Origin of the sequence: Rheinheimera pacifica (genome assembly GCF_024809855.1) — a bacterium.
GTDB classification, from domain to species: Bacteria; Pseudomonadota; Gammaproteobacteria; order Enterobacterales; family Alteromonadaceae; genus Alishewanella; species Alishewanella pacifica_A.
Window position 1 is genome coordinate 1 of sequence record NZ_JANUEM010000022.1, and the last position, 16407, is coordinate 16407.

The 16407-nt window shown below is 46.8% G+C and carries 30 protein-coding genes; all 30 read right to left on the reverse strand.

Annotation, left to right across the window (positions count from 1 at the left end; all coding sequences use genetic code 11):
* Nucleotides 1-287: 287 nt before the first annotated feature.
* The gene (locus M2404_RS19205; protein WP_259241532.1) at nt 288-1562 is read right to left on the reverse strand and encodes a class A beta-lactamase-related serine hydrolase; all 1275 of its coding nucleotides are present in this window, start codon (nt 1560-1562) and stop codon (nt 288-290) included.
* A 108-nt stretch (nt 1563-1670) separates the two neighbouring features.
* On the reverse strand, nt 1671-2069 hold the full coding sequence (gene rplQ, locus M2404_RS19210) for a 50S ribosomal protein L17 (protein ID WP_068238287.1): 399 nt from the start codon (nt 2067-2069) through the stop codon (nt 1671-1673).
* A 39-nt stretch (nt 2070-2108) separates the two neighbouring features.
* Nucleotides 2109-3098, reverse strand: a complete 990-nt coding sequence (locus tag M2404_RS19215) for a DNA-directed RNA polymerase subunit alpha (protein ID WP_027672165.1) — start codon at nt 3096-3098, stop codon at nt 2109-2111.
* 24 nt (nt 3099-3122) lie between these two features.
* On the reverse strand, nt 3123-3743 hold the full coding sequence (gene rpsD, locus M2404_RS19220) for a 30S ribosomal protein S4 (protein ID WP_068238290.1): 621 nt from the start codon (nt 3741-3743) through the stop codon (nt 3123-3125).
* 33 nt (nt 3744-3776) lie between these two features.
* Nucleotides 3777-4166, reverse strand: coding sequence for a 30S ribosomal protein S11 (gene rpsK / locus M2404_RS19225; protein WP_040552629.1), 390 nt, complete (start codon nt 4164-4166; stop codon nt 3777-3779).
* A gap of 11 nt (nt 4167-4177) precedes the next feature.
* Nucleotides 4178-4534 (reverse strand): 30S ribosomal protein S13, encoded by a 357-nt coding sequence (gene rpsM, locus M2404_RS19230; RefSeq protein WP_068238294.1) that lies wholly within the window; start codon nt 4532-4534, stop codon nt 4178-4180.
* Nucleotides 4535-4668: 134 nt separating this feature from the next.
* Entirely contained in the window at nt 4669-4782 is a 114-nt protein-coding gene (rpmJ, locus tag M2404_RS19235; RefSeq protein WP_082694854.1) for a 50S ribosomal protein L36, read from the reverse strand.
* Nucleotides 4783-4803: 21 nt separating this feature from the next.
* Entirely contained in the window at nt 4804-6132 is a 1329-nt protein-coding gene (gene secY / locus M2404_RS19240) for a preprotein translocase subunit SecY (RefSeq protein ID WP_068238295.1), read from the reverse strand.
* Nucleotides 6133-6147: 15 nt separating this feature from the next.
* Nucleotides 6148-6582 carry a 50S ribosomal protein L15 gene (gene rplO / locus M2404_RS19245; RefSeq protein ID WP_259241539.1) on the reverse strand — a complete coding sequence of 145 codons (435 nt, stop codon included), beginning with the start codon at nt 6580-6582 and terminating at the stop codon, nt 6148-6150.
* 3 nt (nt 6583-6585) lie between these two features.
* Nucleotides 6586-6768 carry a 50S ribosomal protein L30 gene (rpmD, locus tag M2404_RS19250; protein ID WP_027672159.1) on the reverse strand — a complete coding sequence of 61 codons (183 nt, stop codon included), beginning with the start codon at nt 6766-6768 and terminating at the stop codon, nt 6586-6588.
* 6 nt (nt 6769-6774) lie between these two features.
* A complete protein-coding gene (gene rpsE / locus M2404_RS19255; RefSeq protein ID WP_068238299.1) occupies nt 6775-7278 on the reverse strand; it encodes a 30S ribosomal protein S5 in 504 nt (167 codons plus the stop codon).
* Nucleotides 7279-7287: 9 nt separating this feature from the next.
* Nucleotides 7288-7638, reverse strand: coding sequence for a 50S ribosomal protein L18 (gene rplR, locus M2404_RS19260; protein ID WP_068238302.1), 351 nt, complete (start codon nt 7636-7638; stop codon nt 7288-7290).
* Nucleotides 7639-7647: 9 nt separating this feature from the next.
* Nucleotides 7648-8181, reverse strand: coding sequence for a 50S ribosomal protein L6 (rplF, locus tag M2404_RS19265; RefSeq protein WP_259241542.1), 534 nt, complete (start codon nt 8179-8181; stop codon nt 7648-7650).
* A 15-nt stretch (nt 8182-8196) separates the two neighbouring features.
* Nucleotides 8197-8589, reverse strand: a complete 393-nt coding sequence (rpsH, locus tag M2404_RS19270; RefSeq protein ID WP_068238308.1) for a 30S ribosomal protein S8 — start codon at nt 8587-8589, stop codon at nt 8197-8199.
* 21 nt (nt 8590-8610) lie between these two features.
* Complete coding sequence (gene rpsN / locus M2404_RS19275) at nt 8611-8916, reverse strand: 30S ribosomal protein S14 (RefSeq protein ID WP_215399481.1); 306 nt, start codon at nt 8914-8916, stop codon at nt 8611-8613.
* 11 nt (nt 8917-8927) lie between these two features.
* Entirely contained in the window at nt 8928-9467 is a 540-nt protein-coding gene (gene rplE, locus M2404_RS19280) for a 50S ribosomal protein L5 (protein WP_068238316.1), read from the reverse strand.
* A gap of 19 nt (nt 9468-9486) precedes the next feature.
* Complete coding sequence (rplX, locus tag M2404_RS19285; RefSeq protein ID WP_068238319.1) at nt 9487-9801, reverse strand: 50S ribosomal protein L24; 315 nt, start codon at nt 9799-9801, stop codon at nt 9487-9489.
* Nucleotides 9802-9810: 9 nt separating this feature from the next.
* Entirely contained in the window at nt 9811-10179 is a 369-nt protein-coding gene (gene rplN / locus M2404_RS19290) for a 50S ribosomal protein L14 (RefSeq protein ID WP_027672151.1), read from the reverse strand.
* Between the two features lie 164 nt (nt 10180-10343).
* Entirely contained in the window at nt 10344-10598 is a 255-nt protein-coding gene (rpsQ, locus tag M2404_RS19295) for a 30S ribosomal protein S17 (protein WP_068238321.1), read from the reverse strand.
* The gene (gene rpmC / locus M2404_RS19300; RefSeq protein WP_068238323.1) at nt 10598-10789 is read right to left on the reverse strand and encodes a 50S ribosomal protein L29; all 192 of its coding nucleotides are present in this window, start codon (nt 10787-10789) and stop codon (nt 10598-10600) included. The genes rpsQ and rpmC overlap by 1 nt, the downstream gene beginning before the upstream one ends.
* Nucleotides 10789-11202 (reverse strand): 50S ribosomal protein L16, encoded by a 414-nt coding sequence (rplP, locus tag M2404_RS19305; RefSeq protein ID WP_068238325.1) that lies wholly within the window; start codon nt 11200-11202, stop codon nt 10789-10791. The genes rpmC and rplP overlap by 1 nt, the downstream gene beginning before the upstream one ends.
* A 12-nt stretch (nt 11203-11214) precedes the next feature.
* On the reverse strand, nt 11215-11928 hold the full coding sequence (rpsC, locus tag M2404_RS19310; protein WP_008224489.1) for a 30S ribosomal protein S3: 714 nt from the start codon (nt 11926-11928) through the stop codon (nt 11215-11217).
* A 9-nt stretch (nt 11929-11937) separates the two neighbouring features.
* Nucleotides 11938-12270, reverse strand: a complete 333-nt coding sequence (gene rplV / locus M2404_RS19315; protein ID WP_046559236.1) for a 50S ribosomal protein L22 — start codon at nt 12268-12270, stop codon at nt 11938-11940.
* A gap of 10 nt (nt 12271-12280) precedes the next feature.
* Complete coding sequence (gene rpsS, locus M2404_RS19320; protein WP_008950795.1) at nt 12281-12559, reverse strand: 30S ribosomal protein S19; 279 nt, start codon at nt 12557-12559, stop codon at nt 12281-12283.
* A gap of 16 nt (nt 12560-12575) precedes the next feature.
* Nucleotides 12576-13400, reverse strand: coding sequence for a 50S ribosomal protein L2 (gene rplB / locus M2404_RS19325; RefSeq protein WP_215399479.1), 825 nt, complete (start codon nt 13398-13400; stop codon nt 12576-12578).
* Between the two features lie 16 nt (nt 13401-13416).
* The gene (rplW, locus tag M2404_RS19330; protein ID WP_027672146.1) at nt 13417-13719 is read right to left on the reverse strand and encodes a 50S ribosomal protein L23; all 303 of its coding nucleotides are present in this window, start codon (nt 13717-13719) and stop codon (nt 13417-13419) included.
* Entirely contained in the window at nt 13716-14321 is a 606-nt protein-coding gene (gene rplD, locus M2404_RS19335; RefSeq protein ID WP_259241562.1) for a 50S ribosomal protein L4, read from the reverse strand. Before rplD ends, rplW begins: the two co-directional genes overlap by 4 nt.
* Nucleotides 14322-14339: 18 nt before the next feature.
* Entirely contained in the window at nt 14340-14978 is a 639-nt protein-coding gene (gene rplC / locus M2404_RS19340) for a 50S ribosomal protein L3 (protein ID WP_215399477.1), read from the reverse strand.
* Between the two features lie 29 nt (nt 14979-15007).
* The gene (gene rpsJ, locus M2404_RS19345; RefSeq protein WP_008899121.1) at nt 15008-15319 is read right to left on the reverse strand and encodes a 30S ribosomal protein S10; all 312 of its coding nucleotides are present in this window, start codon (nt 15317-15319) and stop codon (nt 15008-15010) included.
* A 222-nt stretch (nt 15320-15541) separates the two neighbouring features.
* Complete coding sequence (locus M2404_RS19350; RefSeq protein ID WP_259241566.1) at nt 15542-16402, reverse strand: phospholipase A; 861 nt, start codon at nt 16400-16402, stop codon at nt 15542-15544.
* Nucleotides 16403-16407: the final 5 nt, after the last annotated feature.

Consider the following 16407-nt stretch of genomic DNA (forward strand, 5'->3'; position numbering starts at 1 on the left):
TTTCTGTAATAGCCACTCAACCGATAAATTTCATTTTTGTGAAATCCATCATAAGTGCCCACACAGATGATTGATTGCTTATTGTTAAAGAGCGTTGTACCAGAGCATTGCTCAATGGTACGAGGTTTTCACCTCAGTCAGACGCTTTCTGCTTTCGCTTGCTGCCGTCTGTGTGGTGCGCATTATAGAGATCGCTTTAATTCGATCAAGATCTTTTTTACAGAAATATGATCGACCGCGCACTTTTTAAGCGATCCTTTGAAAAAGGCCTATTTTCTGATTATAAATCAGCCGATTTCAGCTTCTGATGCAGTAACTCTGATAGCTTCTGACAGATCTGGCTTATGTTTTTTAGGTCGCTGCAGCTCATGCTGATACAGATATTCACCTAACTGACGCAAAAACGGCAGTGCTACTTCGTCTGTCTGATATTGATCGTCATTTAAGGTGTCGTTTTCGTTAGCGTAGATTACTGCCGTAACAAAGAACTCGATTTGATTTTCCAGATCAATAATATAGGCGCCATCAATAATATGCCCATACGCCCAGCCGGTTTTATTAAAAATGCGGATATGTTCAGGTATCTGTTGTGCCTTACCACCAAACAGCAAAAACTTAGAGTAGTTATCAGGGTACTGCTTTACATCGTAAGCAGGATTGATACTGGCAGGTGGCAACATCGCCATATAGCGTAGTATCAAAGTACGATCTTCGGTCCGTAAATTAAAGCGCTCACTTTCAGTAAAGAGCTGCGGAAAGATCACCCGTTTTATTACACTATCAAAATCAGTAAGACTAAAACGGTTTTTGTCGGTGAAATCCATCGGCGAGTTAATCAGTTCATTACCACTGATATAAGCTTTGCCCAGTTTCGGCTTATCTTTGTTGATATATTGCTGGTGTGTGCTGCGGGCCGGCAAAGTCAGAATTGGTTCCCCCTTTATATCAACAAAGCGCACCGGGTTGAAATGCCGGTTTTGCTCTGTCGTTAATGGTACGCTAAGGCGGTGGTTGATTACGCTATGCTTCAAGCCTTTCGCTGCCAGGCGCTGGTTAATAAAGTCCTGCCCCAGTAATTCATACAGTCTGTTACTGCCATTGTTGTCACTGACCAATAACACTTGCTTTATATAGTGGGCGATACTCGGCAAACCGTTTGTTGCTGTTGTATCTGCTACCTGCGCTGTTTGCCAGTCAGTAGCGCTATCAGTCAGCATAGTGGTATCAGCATTTAAGGCTGCAATGTTTTGCTCCGCCAACCATTCCAGCGCTAATAACGATATAGGTAATTTTACTGTGCTGGCCGGATAGAAGTAGCGGCTATCATTCAGGCCTAATTGATAATAAGTAAGATGGGGGCTGTTATCAGAGTCCCGGTCTATTTGAGTATAAATAATCTGCAACCGGTAAGGTTCTGGCTTAGCCAGCACGTGTTGCAATGTCGGATATTGCTCTGTTACTTTAGATAACAACGGCTGTAAAGGCTGATACTGTATTTCAGTTGCAGATTGAGCGGCTAGCAATGAACTAAATAAAAACAACAGAAGCAAGATTTTCTGCATGATCAATACTTGACGTTAAGTTAAAACACCATAGTAAGGATTAACCGATAGAAAAACAAACAGGCATAAAAAAGCCGGGCTAAGCCCGGCTTTTTAATTTTGTTAAGCTTACTCTGCTGCAGTTTCTTCAACTGGCAGTGCGTCCGTTTCTGGACGATCGACTAACTCGATGTAAGCCATAGGTGCGTTATCACCGGCACGGAAGCCACACTTCAGAATACGAGTGTAACCACCTGGGCGTGCGTTGTAACGCGGTCCCAGTACGTTGAATAACAAACCCACTACTTCTTTATCACGAGTACGGGCGAAAGCTAAACGGCGGTTTGCAACGCTGTCATTCTTTGCCAATGTGATCAACGGCTCGATCACACGACGTAACTCTTTAGCTTTTGGCAAAGTCGTTTTGATGATTTCGTGCTTCACCAACGAGCTTGCCATATTGCGGAACATTGCCGTACGGTGGCTGCTGTTCCTGTTTAATTGACGACCACTCTTGCGATGGCGCATGATCTATTCCTTCTCACTAAACCAGAAACTGGTATCTGATTAGTCTTTATTTACCAGACTCGCTGGCGGCCAGTTCTCAAGGCGCATACCCAGAGATAAACCGCGTGATGCCAGCACGTCTTTGATTTCGGTAAGCGACTTTTTACCCAGGTTAGGTGTTTTAAGTAACTCAACCTCGGTACGCTGAACCAGATCACCAATGTACTGAATCTGCTCTGCCTTCAAGCAGTTAGCAGAACGAACTGTTAATTCCAAATCATCGACCGGACGTAACAGAATCGGATCAAACTCCGGCTTCTCTTCGCGTTTTTCCGGTTCGCTCTTATCGCGCAGCTCGACGAAGAACTCCAGCTGTTCGGCCAGAATTGTTGCTGCACGGCGAATGGCTTCCTCTGGCTCTACTGTGCCGTTGGTCTCCATATCGATGATCAGTTTGTCCAGATCGGTACGCTGCTCTACCCGCGCTGCTTCAACTGAGTAGGCTATACGCTCTACCGGGCTGAATGAGGCATCCAGTAACAGACGACCAATAGGACGCTCGTCATCATCTGAGGACAAACGCGCTGATGCAGGCACATAACCGCGACCACGCTCAACTTTCAGACGCATACTGAATTCAGTCTCGCCAGTCAGGTTGCAAATAACGTGCTCAGGGTTGGTAATAACCACACCGTCGCCATGCTGGATGTCTCCAGCGGTTACAGGGCCAGCACCTTTCTTCGTCAAAGTCAGCGTGACTTCATCTTTGTCTTCCAGGCGAACGGCAAGGCCTTTCAGGTTCAGAAGGATATCAATGATATCTTCCTGTACACCTTCTTTGGCACTGTACTCATGGAGAACGCCGTCAATCTCAACTTCAGTCACTGCACAACCTGGCATTGACGAAAGCAGAATACGACGTAACGCGTTGCCCAAGGTATGCCCGAAACCGCGCTCAAGTGGTTCCAAAGTAACTTTGGCACGAGTTGGGTTGATTTTTTCGATACCAACTAATCTCGGCTTAAGGAATTCGGTGACAGAACCCTGCATTGTATCCTCTCTTAACAATTAGCTTTACTTAGAGTAAAGCTCGACGATTAACTGTTCGTTGATGTCAGCAGACAAGTCTGAACGCTCAGGCAGACGCTTAAAAACGCCTTCCAGTTTCGTGTTATCTACTTCGATCCAAGTTGGTTTCTCACGTTGTGCAGCTACTTCAAGCGCAGCACCAATACGGGCTTGCTTTTTCGCTTTCTCACGAACTGAGATCACTTGTTCAGGTAATACTTTGTATGATGGAATGTTCAGCACTTGGCCATTAATCATAATAGCTTTATGGCTAACCAGTTGACGTGCTTCAGCACGAGTACTGGCCAAACCCATACGGTATACAACGTTGTCTAAGCGTGACTCTAACAACGCTAACAAGTTTTCACCTGTATTACCTTTCAAACGAGCAGCTTCCTTGTAATAGTTACGGAACTGCTTTTCTAATACGCCATACATACGACGTACTTTTTGTTTCTCGCGTAACTGTAAACCGTAGTCTGATAAGCGACCGCGGCGAGCGCCGTGCTGACCAGGGGCAGTAGTTAAGTTACACTTTGAATCAATTGCTCTAACGCCGCTCTTCAGGAACAGATCTGTACCTTCGCGACGACTGAGTTTGAGCTTAGGACCCAAATATCTTGCCATCTTCTTTCTCCAATAATCCGTGAAGCGCTGTAATTACACGCGACGTTTTTTAGGTGGACGGCATCCGTTATGCGGGATAGGCGTCACGTCGGTGATATTTGTGATCTTGTAACCAGCGGCGTTCAGAGCACGAATCGCTGATTCGCGGCCTGGGCCTGGGCCATTCACAAACACTTCAAGGTTCTTCAGACCATATTCCAGCGCGGCAGTACCGGCGCGCTCTGCAGCTACCTGAGCAGCGAACGGAGTAGATTTACGTGAACCACGGAAACCTGAACCGCCGGCAGTTGCCCAGCACAGTGCATTACCCTGACGATCAGTAATCGTCACGATGGTGTTGTTGAAAGAAGCATGGATATGAGCCATACCGTCTGAAACTTGCTTTTTTACCCGTTTACGAGTACGAACTGGTGCTTTAGCCATGTTGAATCACCTTATTTCTTAATCGCTTTACGTGGGCCCTTACGGGTACGCGCATTAGTTTTAGTGCGCTGACCACGAACCGGCAGACTACGACGGTGGCGCAGGCCACGGTAGCAACCCAGGTCCATTAAACGCTTAATGTTTAATGTGATTTCACGGCGCAAGTCACCTTCAACGGTGTATTTTGCAACTTCGTCACGAAGTGTATCTAACTGAGCGTCGCTTAACGCAGCAATTTTAGTACTTTCTTCGATACCCACTGCAGCTAAAATCGATTTAGCGCGGGTTTTGCCGATACCATAAACATAGGTCAAAGAGATGACCGCATGCTTATTATCGGGGATGTTAATGCCAGCGATACGGGCCACTAACGTTCTCCTATAATAGAGTTTAAAAATGCCAATTTGAAAAGCCCGTAAGGATACTCAAATGGCGCTGATATTGCAAACGATAAAGGGGCTAAACCAATCAGCCCAGCCCACAGTATCATTTTGTTCTGCTATTAGCCTTGGCGCTGTTTGTGCTTTGGCTCGCTGCAAATAACGCGAACAACGTTGTTACGTCTGATCACTTTGCAGTTACGGCAGATCTTCTTAACGGAAGCTCGTACTTTCATAACTTAACTCCGCAAACTATCTTAACGGCCGTAGCCTTTAAGATTTGCCTTTTTAAGCACAGAATCATATTGATGCGACATCAAATGCGTCTGTACCTGTGCCATAAAGTCCATGATAACCACAACGATAATCAGCAGTGAAGTACCACCGAAGTAGAACTGTACGTCCCACGCAACCATCATGAACTCAGGAACTAAACAGATAAAGGTTATATACAGGGCACCTGCTAAGGTTAACCGTGTCATCACTTTATCAATGTATTTTGATGTCTGCTCACCAGGACGGATCCCAGGGATAAAAGCACCAGATTTCTTTAAATTTTCTGCAGTATCACGCGGATTAAACACCAGCGCAGTATAGAAGAAGCAAAAGAAAATAATGGCCGCGGAGTATAACATCATATACAACGGTTGTCCCGGAGATAATGTTAATGCTAATTCCTGTAGGAAGTTAGCTACCGCACCTTCACCTGAACCAAACCAACTGGCTATCGTTCCGGGGAACAGAATAATGCTAGAGGCAAAAATCGGTGGAATTACACCGGCCATATTGACCTTTAACGGTAAATGGCTGCTTTGCGCGGCAAACACCTGACGGCCTTGCTGACGCTTAGCGTAATTGACCACAATCCGACGCTGGCCGCGTTCAAAGAACACCACAAACCAGGTAATCGCAATTACGATCGCACCTATCGCAACTAACAGTAAAAAGTGCAAATCGCCTTGACGTGCCTGCTCAATCGTCTGACCAATGGCCGACGGGAAGCCGGCAACAATACCGGTAAAAATCAGCAACGAAATACCGTTACCAATGCCACGCTCTGTAATTTGCTCGCCTAACCACATTAAAAACATGGTACCGGTAACCAAACTGATTACCGCAGTAAAGTAAAATGCAAAGCCAGGGTTTATTACTAAACCAGGCATCATGTTAGGCAGGCCAGTGGCAATACCAATGGCCTGTAACGTTGCTAATGCTAAAGTACCGTAGCGTGTCATCTGGTTAATTTTGCGCTTTCCAGCTTCACCTTCTTTTTTCAGTTCTGCCATGGCGGGATGAACCACCGTTAACAGCTGAACAATAATAGAGGCTGAGATGTAGGGCATAATACCCAACGCAAATACCGAAGCACGCTCAAGTGCGCCACCGCTGAACATATTGAACATTTCAACGATGGTGCCCTTTTGTTGCTCGAATAACTGAGCCAGCACGGCGGCGTCAATTCCAGGAATTGGCACAAAGGAACCTAACCGGAATACGATTATGGCCAAAAGTACAAATAACAGACGGGCTTTCAGCTCGCTGAATCCGCCTTTTGCACTTTTTGAGTCCGAACCTGGTTTAGCCATCGCGTACTATCCTTATTATTCTTCGACTTTACCGCCAGCGGCTTCGATTGCTGCACGCGCGCCTTTAGTTGCACCTAAACCTTTTACGGTTACCGGACGAGTGATCTCGCCAGACAGTACAACTTTAGCGAACTTAACAGTACGGGCGATGATGTTAGCTTCCATCAGGCTAGCCAAATCAACTACATCACCTTTTACCGCTGCCAGTTCGTGCAGACGTACTTCAGCAGAAATCAGAGACTTCCGTGAAGTGAAACCAAACTTAGGTAAACGCTGTTTCAAAGGCATTTGACCGCCTTCAAAACCTGGACGAACTGAACCGCCAGAGCGTGATTTTAAACCTTTGTGACCACGGCCACCGGTTTTACCTAAGCCAGAGCCGATACCACGGCCCAAACGGCGTTTTTCTTTTTTTGCACCAGGTGCCGGAGCAATAGTATTTAATAACATCTGTTACTCCTCCACTTTAACCATGTAATACACAGCGTTGATCATACCGCGAACTGAAGGTGTATCTTCAACTTCAACAGTGTGACCGATGCGGCGTAAACCTAACCCAGTTAACGAGGCCTTGTGCTTCGGTAAACGACCGATGCTTGACTTCGTTTGGGTTACTTTAATTGTCTTCTTCGCCATGGCAGATTACCCCAGAATGTCGTCAACGCGTAAACCGCGTTTAGCAGCTATTTGAGCTGGCGACTTAACAGTCGACAGAGCATTGATAGTTGCGCGAACTACGTTGATTGGGTTAGTTGAGCCGTAACACTTAGACAGAATGTTTTGTACGCCGGCAACTTCCAGTACGGCGCGCATTGCACCACCGGCGATCAAGCCAGTACCTTCTGCTGCAGGTTGCATGTAAACATTTGAACCTGAGTGAACACCACGGGTTGGGTGGTGTAACGTGTTACCGTTTAACTCAACCTGAGTCATGTTGCGACGTGCTTTTTCCATTGCCTTTTGAATAGCAGCTGGAACTTCACGTGCTTTACCATAACCAAAACCAACGCGACCATTACCGTCACCAACCACAGTCAAAGCGGTGAAGGAGAAAATCCGACCACCTTTAACAACTTTTGACACGCGGTTTACTGCAACAAGCTTCTCTTGTAAATCAGATTGTTGTTTAGCTTCTTCGTTAGCCATGAGCTACTCCTAGAACTGAAGACCGGCTTCACGCGCCGCGTCAGCCAGAGCTTGTACGCGACCATGATACTGGAAGCCACTGCGGTCAAAAGCACAAGCAGTAACGCCTTTGGCTACTGCACGTTCGGCAATCGCTTTACCTACAGCCTTAGCAGCATCTACGTTACCAGTGTACTTCAGTGAGTCTTTGATTGAAGCTTCTACAGTAGAAGCTGCAGCAATCACTTCAGCATTTGGTGCGATAAGCTGGGCGTAGATGTGACGTGGTGTACGGTGTACAACCAGGCGATTCGCACCTTGTTCGATAATATTTCTGCGAGTGCGTTTGGCACGGCGCAGACGAGCAAGTTTCTTATCCATCGTCCTACCCTACTTTTTCTTCGCTTCTTTACGACGCACGTTTTCATTTGCATAGCGCACACCTTTGCCTTTATAAGGCTCTGGTTTACGGTATGCCCGGATGTTAGCGGCAACCTGACCAACTAATTGCTTGTCAGCACCTTTTACCAGTACTTCAGTCTGGCTTGGCGTTTCAATAGTGATACCGTTAGGTACCTGAAACACCACTGGGTGAGAAAAGCCCAGGCTCAGGTTCAATACTTTACCTTCTGCTTTCGCACGGTAACCAACACCAACCAGTTCCAGCTTCTGTGCGAAGCCTTCAGTTACACCAGTAACCAGGTTGTTGATTAACGCACGGGCAGTACCCGCTTGCGCGTCAGCGCCATCGAAGCCGTCACGTGGATTGGTACGTAAAACGTTACCATCTACCACGACTTCAACCGCTGGGTTAACATCTAATGTTAACTCGCCGTTTTTGCCCTTGAACGACACTACCTGACCTTTTTGCGTTACAGTAACGCCGGCTGGGATAGTGACTGGGGCCTTAGCAACACGAGACATAGATTACTACCTCCGTTACGCTACGTAGCCGATGATTTCGCCACCGATACCAACCTTGCGCGCGGCGCGGTCAGTCATTAGTCCTTTAGATGTTGACACGATGGCCACACCTAAACCGCCCATTACCTTAGGTAAATCGCCACGCTTCTTATAGATGCGCAGACCTGGACGACTAACACGATCGATAGTTTCAATTACAGATTTGCCCTGGAAGTACTTTAATGTTACTTCCAGCTCTGGCTTAACATCACCAGAAACCGCGAAATCAGCGATGTAACCTTCGTCTTTTAATACTTTCGCAATAGACACCTTCAGTTTTGAAGATGGCATCTTAACCGCAACTTTATTGGCTGACTGGCCGTTGCGGATGCGAGTAAACATATCCGCTACTGGATCTTGCAAACTCATAGCTCGTTACTCCCGTGATTCTTACCAGCTAGCCTTACGAAGGCCAGGAATTTCACCGCGCATCGCCGCTTCACGGACCTTGATCCGGCTCATGCCGAATTTACGCAGGTAACCGTGTGGACGACCAGTTACACGACAACGATTACGTTGACGCGAAGGGCTTGAATCACGCGGCAACGTCTGTAACTTCAGAACGGCTGCCCAACGGTCTTCGTCAGAAGTCGCTGGATTGGCAATCGCATCTCTCAGTTCATGACGCTTTGCAGCGAATTTGGCTACCAGTTGTGCACGCTTTACTTCACGTGCTTTCATTGATTGTTTTGCCATGACCCTACACCTTATTTCTTGAATGGGAAGTTAAACGCGGCAAGTAAAGCACGTCCTTCGTCATCGGTACGCGCGGTAGTCGTAATAGTGATATCTAAACCACGTACTGCGTCTACTTTGTCATAGTCGATTTCTGGGAAAATGATTTGCTCACGTACACCCATGCTGTAGTTACCACGGCCATCGAACGACTTCGGGTTTACACCACGGAAGTCACGGATACGCGGGATAGCAATAGAGACTAAACGCTCTAAGAATTCCCACATACGCTCGCCGCGCAGGGTCACTTTTGCGCCAATAGGGTAGCCTTCACGGATTTTGAAACCAGCTACTGATTTACGAGCCTTAGTTACCAGAGGTTTCTGGCCGGCAATAGCAGTTAAATCTGCTACAGCGTTATCAAGGATCTTTTTATCAGCTACGGCTTCACCCACACCCATATTGAGTGTGATTTTAACAATCCGAGGGACTTGCATGACGCTGGTGTAGCCGAACTGCTTAAACAGTTCTGGGACTACGGTGTCTTTGTAAATTTCATGCAGTTTCGCCATCGTATTACTCCAATAGCAATTAAATTACTTCGTTATTCGACTTGAAGAAACGTACTTTTTTGCCGTCTTCAAGGCGGAAACCTACACGATCTGCTTTACCCGTTTTAGAGTTAAAGATCGCTACGTTTGAAACATGAATTGAGGCTTCTTTCTCAACGATACCGCCTGGCTGATTCAGAGCCGGTACAGGCTTCTGATGCTTTTTAACCAGGTTAACGCCGGAAACATAAACACGGCCTTCAGCTACTAACACTTTAGTAACCTTACCGCGCTTACCCTTGTCCTTACCAGTAAGAACAACAACCTCGTCATCACGACGGATTTTACTAGCCATGGTGACTCCTTACAGTACTTCAGGTGCCAGAGACACGATCTTCATAAACTTATCGCCACGAAGTTCACGTGTAACAGGCCCGAAAATACGAGTGCCGATCGGTTCCAGCTTGCTGTTTAACAACACTGCTGCATTGCGATCAAAACGGATTAATGACCCGTCCTGACGGCGTACGCCTTTGCGTGTACGCACCACCACTGCATTCAGTACATCACCTTTTTTAACCTTACCGCGCGGAATTGCTTCCTTAACAGTAATTTTGATGATGTCACCAATTGCAGCATAACGGCGATGTGAACCACCTAAGACCTTAATACACATTACGCTGCGCGCGCCGCTGTTGTCTGCGACTTCCAGCATAGATTGCATCTGGATCATCTTAGTGCTCCGCTATTCTACTAAATAACCCTCACGGGTTACGCTGCTTACGATAAAAACTACCCCCTGACAAGAGGGCGCGTGATTATAACAGCACTCTTGTTAAAAAGGTAGCGCAAAATAAAAGCGGCCCCCAAAGGAGCCGCTTTTCACATCTCAACGAATTAAGATGCTGATTCGACTACAGCAACCAGCGTCCAAGACTTAGTCTTAGACAGAGGACGGCATTCACGGATAGTGACTACGTCGCCTTCTTTACACTGATTGGTTTCATCATGTACGTGCAGCTTGGTAGTACGCTTGATGAATTTCCCGTAAATTGGGTGCTTCACCGAACGCTCGATCGCAACAGTAATAGACTTGTCCATTTTGTTGCTGATCACTTTACCTTGCAGTGTACGAGTATTAGTTTCACTCATTACGCACCTGCCTTCTCGGTTAAGATGGTCTTAACGCGCGCGATATCACGACGCACCTGCTTAAATAAATGCGTTTGAGCTAACTGACCGGTAGCTAATTGCATGCGCAGGTTGAACTGCTCACGTAATAAACCCAGTAATTCAGTATTTAACTCTTCAACACTTTTCGCTTTTAATTCGCTGGCTTTCATCACATTACCGTCCGCGTTACAAAGGCTGTCTTAAATGGTAGCTTAGCGGAAGCCAGTGCAAATGCATGACGCGCTAACTCTTCAGACACACCGTCCATTTCGTACAGTACTTTGCCAGGTTTAATCTGACATACCCAGTACTCAACAGAACCTTTACCACTACCCATACGTACTTCCAGCGGCTTAGCAGTGATTGGCTTGTCTGGGAACACACGGATCCAGATTTTACCAACACGCTTAACAGCGCGCGTCATAGCACGACGTGCAGATTCAATTTGACGTGAAGTCATTTGACCACGTTCTACAGATTTCAGTGCATAAGTACCGAAAGATACTTTATCGCCAACCTGGGCTAAACCACGGTTACGACCTTTGTGCACTTTACGAAATTTTGTACGTTTTGGTTGCAACATCGCTCAATACCCCTACTTAGCCTTACGTGCCGGTTTTTTCGGCGCTTTAGGCTGGTTGTTATTGTTGGCGTTGTTGGTGTTGTTGTTCAATGGCAGAGCTCCTAAGATCTCGCCTTTGAAAATCCACACTTTCACACCAATGATACCGTAAGTAGTCAGTGCTTCTGAGGTATTGTAATCAATGTCAGCACGCAGAGTGTGAAGTGGCACACGGCCTTCACGGTACCACTCTGAACGAGCGATTTCTGCGCCGCCTAAACGGCCGCTAACTTCAACTTTGATACCCTTGGCACCGATACGCATGGCGTTTTGTACCGCGCGCTTCATAGCACGACGGAACATTACGCGACGCTCTAACTGGCTGCTGATTGAGTCAGCAACTAATTTGGCATCCAGCTCAGGCTTACGGATTTCAGAGATGTTAATCTGCGCAGGTACGCCAGCGATGGCAGCTACTTGCTTGCGGATTTTCTCAACATCTTCACCTTTCTTACCGATGATTACGCCTGGACGTGCAGTGTGAATTGTCACACGGATGCTTTTCGCAGGGCGTTCAATATCGATCCGGCTTACTGACGCGGCTTTCAGTTCTTTTGTCAGGTACTGACGAACTTTAAAGTCACCGTTTAAGAAATCCGGGAAGTCTTTCGTATTCGCGAACCAGGTTGAGCTCCATGGCTTAGTGATACCTAGGCGAATACCATTAGGATGTACTTTCTGTCCCATTTCTCTCTCCTAGTTATCAGCTACAACCACAGTGATGTGGCTGGTACGCTTGACGATACGGTCAGCACGGCCTTTAGCACGTGGCTTGATGCGCTTCATAGACGGACCTTCATCAACGAAGATGGTCTTAACTTTCAGCGTATCAATATCCGCGCCTTCGTTGTGCTCAGCGTTGGCAATGGCTGATAAAAGAACCTTTTTAACTAACTCAGCCGCTTTTTTCGGGCTGTAAGTCAGTACGTTCAGCGCCTTATCTACTGACAATCCACGCACCTGGTCAGCAACCAGACGGGTTTTTTGTGCAGAAGAACGGGCAAATTTGTGTTTAGCTAATGCTTGCATCATTTACCCCTTAGCGCTTCTTGGCCTTTTTGTCGGCTGCATGACCACGATAGGTACGAGTAGGTGCAAATTCACCTAACTTGTGACCAATCATCTCTTCCGAGACAAACACCGGTACATGTTGACGACCATTATGGACAGCGATGGTCAAACCGATCATATCAGGTATGATCATTGAACGACGGCTCCAAGTCTTAATAGGCTTCTTGTCACCGCTTTCCAACGCTTTCTCTACCTTCTTCAGCAAGTGAAGGTCAATAAATGGACCTTTCTTGAGAGAACGTGGCATGGCAATTCCTCACAAATTATTTATCACGACGACGTACGATAAGTTTATCAGTACGCTTGTTTGAACGAGTTTTGTAACCCTTCGTTGGAACGCCCCATGGAGATACAGGGTGACGACCACCAGAAGTTTTACCTTCACCACCACCGTGTGGGTGATCAACCGGGTTCATTACTACACCACGTACGGTTGGGCGAACGCCACGCCAGCGCATTGCACCAGCTTTACCGTATTGACGTAACATATGTTCCGCGTTGCCGATCTCACCGATAGTCGCGCGACAATCTGCTAATACTTTGCGTACTTCACCGCTGCGTAAACGCAGAGTTACATACTCACCGTCACGAGCCAGGATCTGCACAAATGCGCCAGCAGAACGAGCTAACTGACCACCTTTACCTGGTTTCATTTCGATGTTGTGTACTACCTGACCAACAGGGATATTGCGCAGTGGTAAGCTGTTACCGGCTTTGATTGGTGATTCCATACCTGAAACCACTGAATCACCCACCTTCAGGCCTTTAGGGGCCAGAATGTAACGGCGCTCACCGTCTGCGTATAACACCAGTGCGATGTTAGCAGTACGGTTTGGATCGTACTCTAAACGCTCAACTTTGGCCGGAATGCCATCTTTGTTGCGTTTGAAGTCAACTAAACGGTAATGCTGCTTGTGACCACCACCGATATGACGGGTAGTGATACGACCGTTGTTGTTACGACCACCAGTTTTTGAATTTTTCTCTAACAAAGGGGCATAAGGCTTGCCTTTGTACAGGTCTGGGTTAACCACTTTTAATACGTGGCGACGACCTGGTGACGTAGGTTTACACTTTACAAGTGCCATTTCCTAACTCCTCTTCTTACTCAGCGCCGCCAACGAAATCGATTTCGCTGCCTTCTTTAAGAGTGACGTAAGCTTTTTTCCAATCGCTACGCTTGCCCATACGCGCACCAGTGCGCTTGGTCTTACCCTTAACGTTAACAGTACGCACACCGACTACTTCTGTTTCGAACAGTTTTTCAACTGCTGCTTTAACATCAGCTTTAGTCGCAGTAGTGGCTACCTTGAAAACGACTGTATTATGTTTTTCAGCAGACACAGTGCTCTTTTCAGATACGTGTGGTGCTAAAATAACCTTCAGTAAACGTTCTTCGCGGATCATGCTAACAGCTCCTCAAGTTGCTTAACTGCAGCAGCAGTCATTAACACTTTGTCGAATGCGATTAAGCTGACCGGGTCGATACCGTGTACGTCACGCACATCAACCTTGTACAGGTTACGTGCTGATAAGAACAGGTTCTCATCCACTTCGTTAGTCACGATTAACACGTCTTTTAAGTCCATTGATTTTAACTTTGCAGTTAAATCTTTGGTCTTAGGCGAATCAACGGCGAAATTTTCCACCACGATTAAACGCTCTTGACGAACTAATTCAGACAGGATGCTTTGGATCGCACCACGATACATTTTACGGTTTACTTTTTGGCTGTGATCTTGTGGCTTAGCCGCAAAAGTTACACCGCCTCCGCGCCAGATTGGGCTGCGGATAGTACCGGCACGCGCGCGGCCTGTACCTTTTTGACGCCATGGCTTCTTACCACCACCGCGTACTTCAGAACGTGTCAGCTGAGCGCGGGTACCCTGACGGGCGCCGGCTGCATAAGCTACAACAACCTGATGAACCAAAGCTTCATTAAACTCACGTCCAAAGGTAGCTTCGGAAACTTCAAGAACGCCTTGAGCGTCTCGTAATGCTAATTCCATCACTTATCTCCTCAGACGTTAGCTTTTAACAGCTGGTTTAACGATCACGTCGCCACCGATAGCGCCAGGGATTGCACCCTTCACTAACAGCAGGTTACGCTCTGCGTCTACACGAACCACTTCCAGTGACTGCACGGTTACGCGCTCAGCACCTAAGTGACCAGCCATTTTTTTACCCTTGAATACTTTACCCGGTGATTGGTTCTGACCAATTGAACCTGGGGCACGGTGTGATAAAGAGTTACCGTGAGTAGCATCCTGAGTACGGAAATTCCAGCGCTTAACAGCACCGGCAAAACCTTTACCTTTTGATGTGCCAGACACATCAACTTTTTTCGCTTCAGCGAAAATTTCAACCGTAATTTCGCTGCCGACAGTGATGTCAGCACCTTCGTTATCTGTCAGGCGGAATTCCCACAGACCACGACCAGCGTCCACGCCCACTTTAGCGAAGTGGCCTGCTTCTGGCTTGCTCAAACGGCTTGCCTTTACAGTACCAGCAGTCACTTGCAGTGCGCTGTAACCGTCTGTATCTGCAGTTTTAACTGCAGTTACACGGTTTGGTGTCGCTTCGATTACGGTTACTGGAATTGAAACGCCGTCTTCAGTGAAGATGCGAGTCATTCCCACTTTACGACCGACTAGACCGATAGCCATTTCCTAAACCTCTCTATAAACCTGTCTGATTAGCCCAGGCTGATTTGAACGTCAACGCCAGCAGGCAAGTCTAAACGCATCAGCGCATCAACCGTTTTCTCGGTTGGCTCAACGATGTCGATTAAACGCTTGTGGGTACGGATTTCGTACTGATCACGTGCATCTTTGTTGACGTGAGGAGAAATCAATACAGTGAAACGTTCCTGGCGGGTAGGAAGTGGAATAGGACCACGAACCTGAGCGCCCGTACGCTTAGCTGTGTCAACGATTTCCATGGTTGACTGATCGATCAAACGGTGATCGAACGCTTTCAGACGGATGCGAATCCTTTGATTACTCATGTATCAAAGCCTCAAAGAGCAAAAAGAGCAAAAATAAACACAAGCTATCCAACCCAAGAAGGGGGATGCCCATGCACCGAAGTTACGTTTGCTCCCCAATCGGGAGCACTGTAAGTGCTAAATAACACTAAAGTTTACTTAGCAAGCCAGTCAGAATTAAATCGACTGGCCGCGCATTATACTGAAAACCACTAATAACGCAAGCACTGGTTATTAATTGCACTACAAAATATCATTCAACTCAAAACCGATACCAAAGCGGGTAACAGAACGATTGTAGTCGATCAGGCTTTCGCCATAACCATTAAACAACTCAGCATAAAAGCGGATATGGTTGTTAAAAGGTACTGAATAAGACAAACGCACTGCACCTTTATTTTCGCTGCGCAAATTGTTACGCACCATCATACGCCAGGTTGCATCGCCTTGCTTATACGCAGCAGACAGTTCAAACCAGCCCATGTATTTAGTGATATCCGGGTTGTCATCACCTTTAGGGTCTGTTGGCGTTTCTTTTGGGTCTTCTTTAAAACGATAGTACGGCTCGAAGTTAATGAATACATTGCCAATAGAAGTAACCCAACTGAGCTTTAGCCTGTTCCAGCTGCGGGACTGAGTACCAGAACGACCGTTAGACTGATGCGATAAACTCAGGCTGATGATACGGCTAGCCGCATCCTCAACATTGGCATAGTGCGGAAACATCAGAATGAGCTCGGGCTCGTAGTTATTTTCGCGAAATGGAGAGGATACCTCGCTGTTATAGGCCTGCCAATATGCCTGCTGGGTGAAGGCAAAAAACAGATAGCCATTGTCGTTATAAATCTTACTCCACAGTGGTGTCTTTAAGCTAAGCTGAAATTTAGCCTCCAGATTATCTGACGGTGCTGACTCACCGTCATTAATCAGAATAGGAGCAATACCATCAACGTAAGTTACCGGCATCAGATAGTTATTGTGATGTGGTATCAACGTAAAAGGCGCATATGAGTCCCACTGCTCGGCCTTCATTCTTTTATCCAGTGCATCTGTTGCAGATGCAGAAAATGCTAATAAGCCAACTAAACCGAGCAGGTACTTCATAACAA

What these genes read in the sequence shown, in the direction of transcription:
- M2404_RS19205 (WP_259241532.1), bottom strand. Translation starts at nt 1,562, where the DNA reads ATGCAGAAAATCTTGCTTCTGTTGTTTTTATTTAGTTCATTGCTAGCC.
- rplQ (WP_068238287.1), bottom strand. Translation starts at nt 2,069, where the DNA reads ATGCGCCATCGCAAGAGTGGTCGTCAATTAAACAGGAACAGCAGCCAC.
- M2404_RS19215 (WP_027672165.1), bottom strand. Translation starts at nt 3,098, where the DNA reads ATGCAGGGTTCTGTCACCGAATTCCTTAAGCCGAGATTAGTTGGTATC.
- rpsD (WP_068238290.1), bottom strand. Translation starts at nt 3,743, where the DNA reads ATGGCAAGATATTTGGGTCCTAAGCTCAAACTCAGTCGTCGCGAAGGT.
- rpsK (WP_040552629.1), bottom strand. Translation starts at nt 4,166, where the DNA reads ATGGCTAAAGCACCAGTTCGTACTCGTAAACGGGTAAAAAAGCAAGTT.
- rpmJ (WP_082694854.1), bottom strand. Translation starts at nt 4,782, where the DNA reads ATGAAAGTACGAGCTTCCGTTAAGAAGATCTGCCGTAACTGCAAAGTG.
- secY (WP_068238295.1), bottom strand. Translation starts at nt 6,132, where the DNA reads ATGGCTAAACCAGGTTCGGACTCAAAAAGTGCAAAAGGCGGATTCAGC.
- rplO (WP_259241539.1), bottom strand. Translation starts at nt 6,582, where the DNA reads ATGTTATTAAATACTATTGCTCCGGCACCTGGTGCAAAAAAAGAAAAA.
- rpmD (WP_027672159.1), bottom strand. Translation starts at nt 6,768, where the DNA reads ATGGCGAAGAAGACAATTAAAGTAACCCAAACGAAGTCAAGCATCGGT.
- rpsE (WP_068238299.1), bottom strand. Translation starts at nt 7,278, where the DNA reads ATGGCTAACGAAGAAGCTAAACAACAATCTGATTTACAAGAGAAGCTT.
- rplR (WP_068238302.1), bottom strand. Translation starts at nt 7,638, where the DNA reads ATGGATAAGAAACTTGCTCGTCTGCGCCGTGCCAAACGCACTCGCAGA.
- rplF (WP_259241542.1), bottom strand. Translation starts at nt 8,181, where the DNA reads ATGTCTCGTGTTGCTAAGGCCCCAGTCACTATCCCAGCCGGCGTTACT.
- rpsH (WP_068238308.1), bottom strand. Translation starts at nt 8,589, where the DNA reads ATGAGTTTGCAAGATCCAGTAGCGGATATGTTTACTCGCATCCGCAAC.
- rpsN (WP_215399481.1), bottom strand. Translation starts at nt 8,916, where the DNA reads ATGGCAAAACAATCAATGAAAGCACGTGAAGTAAAGCGTGCACAACTG.
- rplE (WP_068238316.1), bottom strand. Translation starts at nt 9,467, where the DNA reads ATGGCGAAACTGCATGAAATTTACAAAGACACCGTAGTCCCAGAACTG.
- rplX (WP_068238319.1), bottom strand. Translation starts at nt 9,801, where the DNA reads ATGGCTAGTAAAATCCGTCGTGATGACGAGGTTGTTGTTCTTACTGGT.
- rplN (WP_027672151.1), bottom strand. Translation starts at nt 10,179, where the DNA reads ATGATCCAGATGCAATCTATGCTGGAAGTCGCAGACAACAGCGGCGCG.
- rpsQ (WP_068238321.1), bottom strand. Translation starts at nt 10,598, where the DNA reads ATGAGTGAAACTAATACTCGTACACTGCAAGGTAAAGTGATCAGCAAC.
- rpmC (WP_068238323.1), bottom strand. Translation starts at nt 10,789, where the DNA reads ATGAAAGCCAGCGAATTAAAAGCGAAAAGTGTTGAAGAGTTAAATACT.
- rplP (WP_068238325.1), bottom strand. Translation starts at nt 11,202, where the DNA reads ATGTTGCAACCAAAACGTACAAAATTTCGTAAAGTGCACAAAGGTCGT.
- rpsC (WP_008224489.1), bottom strand. Translation starts at nt 11,928, where the DNA reads ATGGGACAGAAAGTACATCCTAATGGTATTCGCCTAGGTATCACTAAG.
- rplV (WP_046559236.1), bottom strand. Translation starts at nt 12,270, where the DNA reads ATGCAAGCATTAGCTAAACACAAATTTGCCCGTTCTTCTGCACAAAAA.
- rpsS (WP_008950795.1), bottom strand. Translation starts at nt 12,559, where the DNA reads ATGCCACGTTCTCTCAAGAAAGGTCCATTTATTGACCTTCACTTGCTG.
- rplB (WP_215399479.1), bottom strand. Translation starts at nt 13,400, where the DNA reads ATGGCACTTGTAAAGTGTAAACCTACGTCACCAGGTCGTCGCCACGTA.
- rplW (WP_027672146.1), bottom strand. Translation starts at nt 13,719, where the DNA reads ATGATCCGCGAAGAACGTTTACTGAAGGTTATTTTAGCACCACACGTA.
- rplD (WP_259241562.1), bottom strand. Translation starts at nt 14,321, where the DNA reads ATGGAATTAGCATTACGAGACGCTCAAGGCGTTCTTGAAGTTTCCGAA.
- rplC (WP_215399477.1), bottom strand. Translation starts at nt 14,978, where the DNA reads ATGGCTATCGGTCTAGTCGGTCGTAAAGTGGGAATGACTCGCATCTTC.
- rpsJ (WP_008899121.1), bottom strand. Translation starts at nt 15,319, where the DNA reads ATGAGTAATCAAAGGATTCGCATCCGTCTGAAAGCGTTCGATCACCGT.
- M2404_RS19350 (WP_259241566.1), bottom strand. Translation starts at nt 16,402, where the DNA reads ATGAAGTACCTGCTCGGTTTAGTTGGCTTATTAGCATTTTCTGCATCT.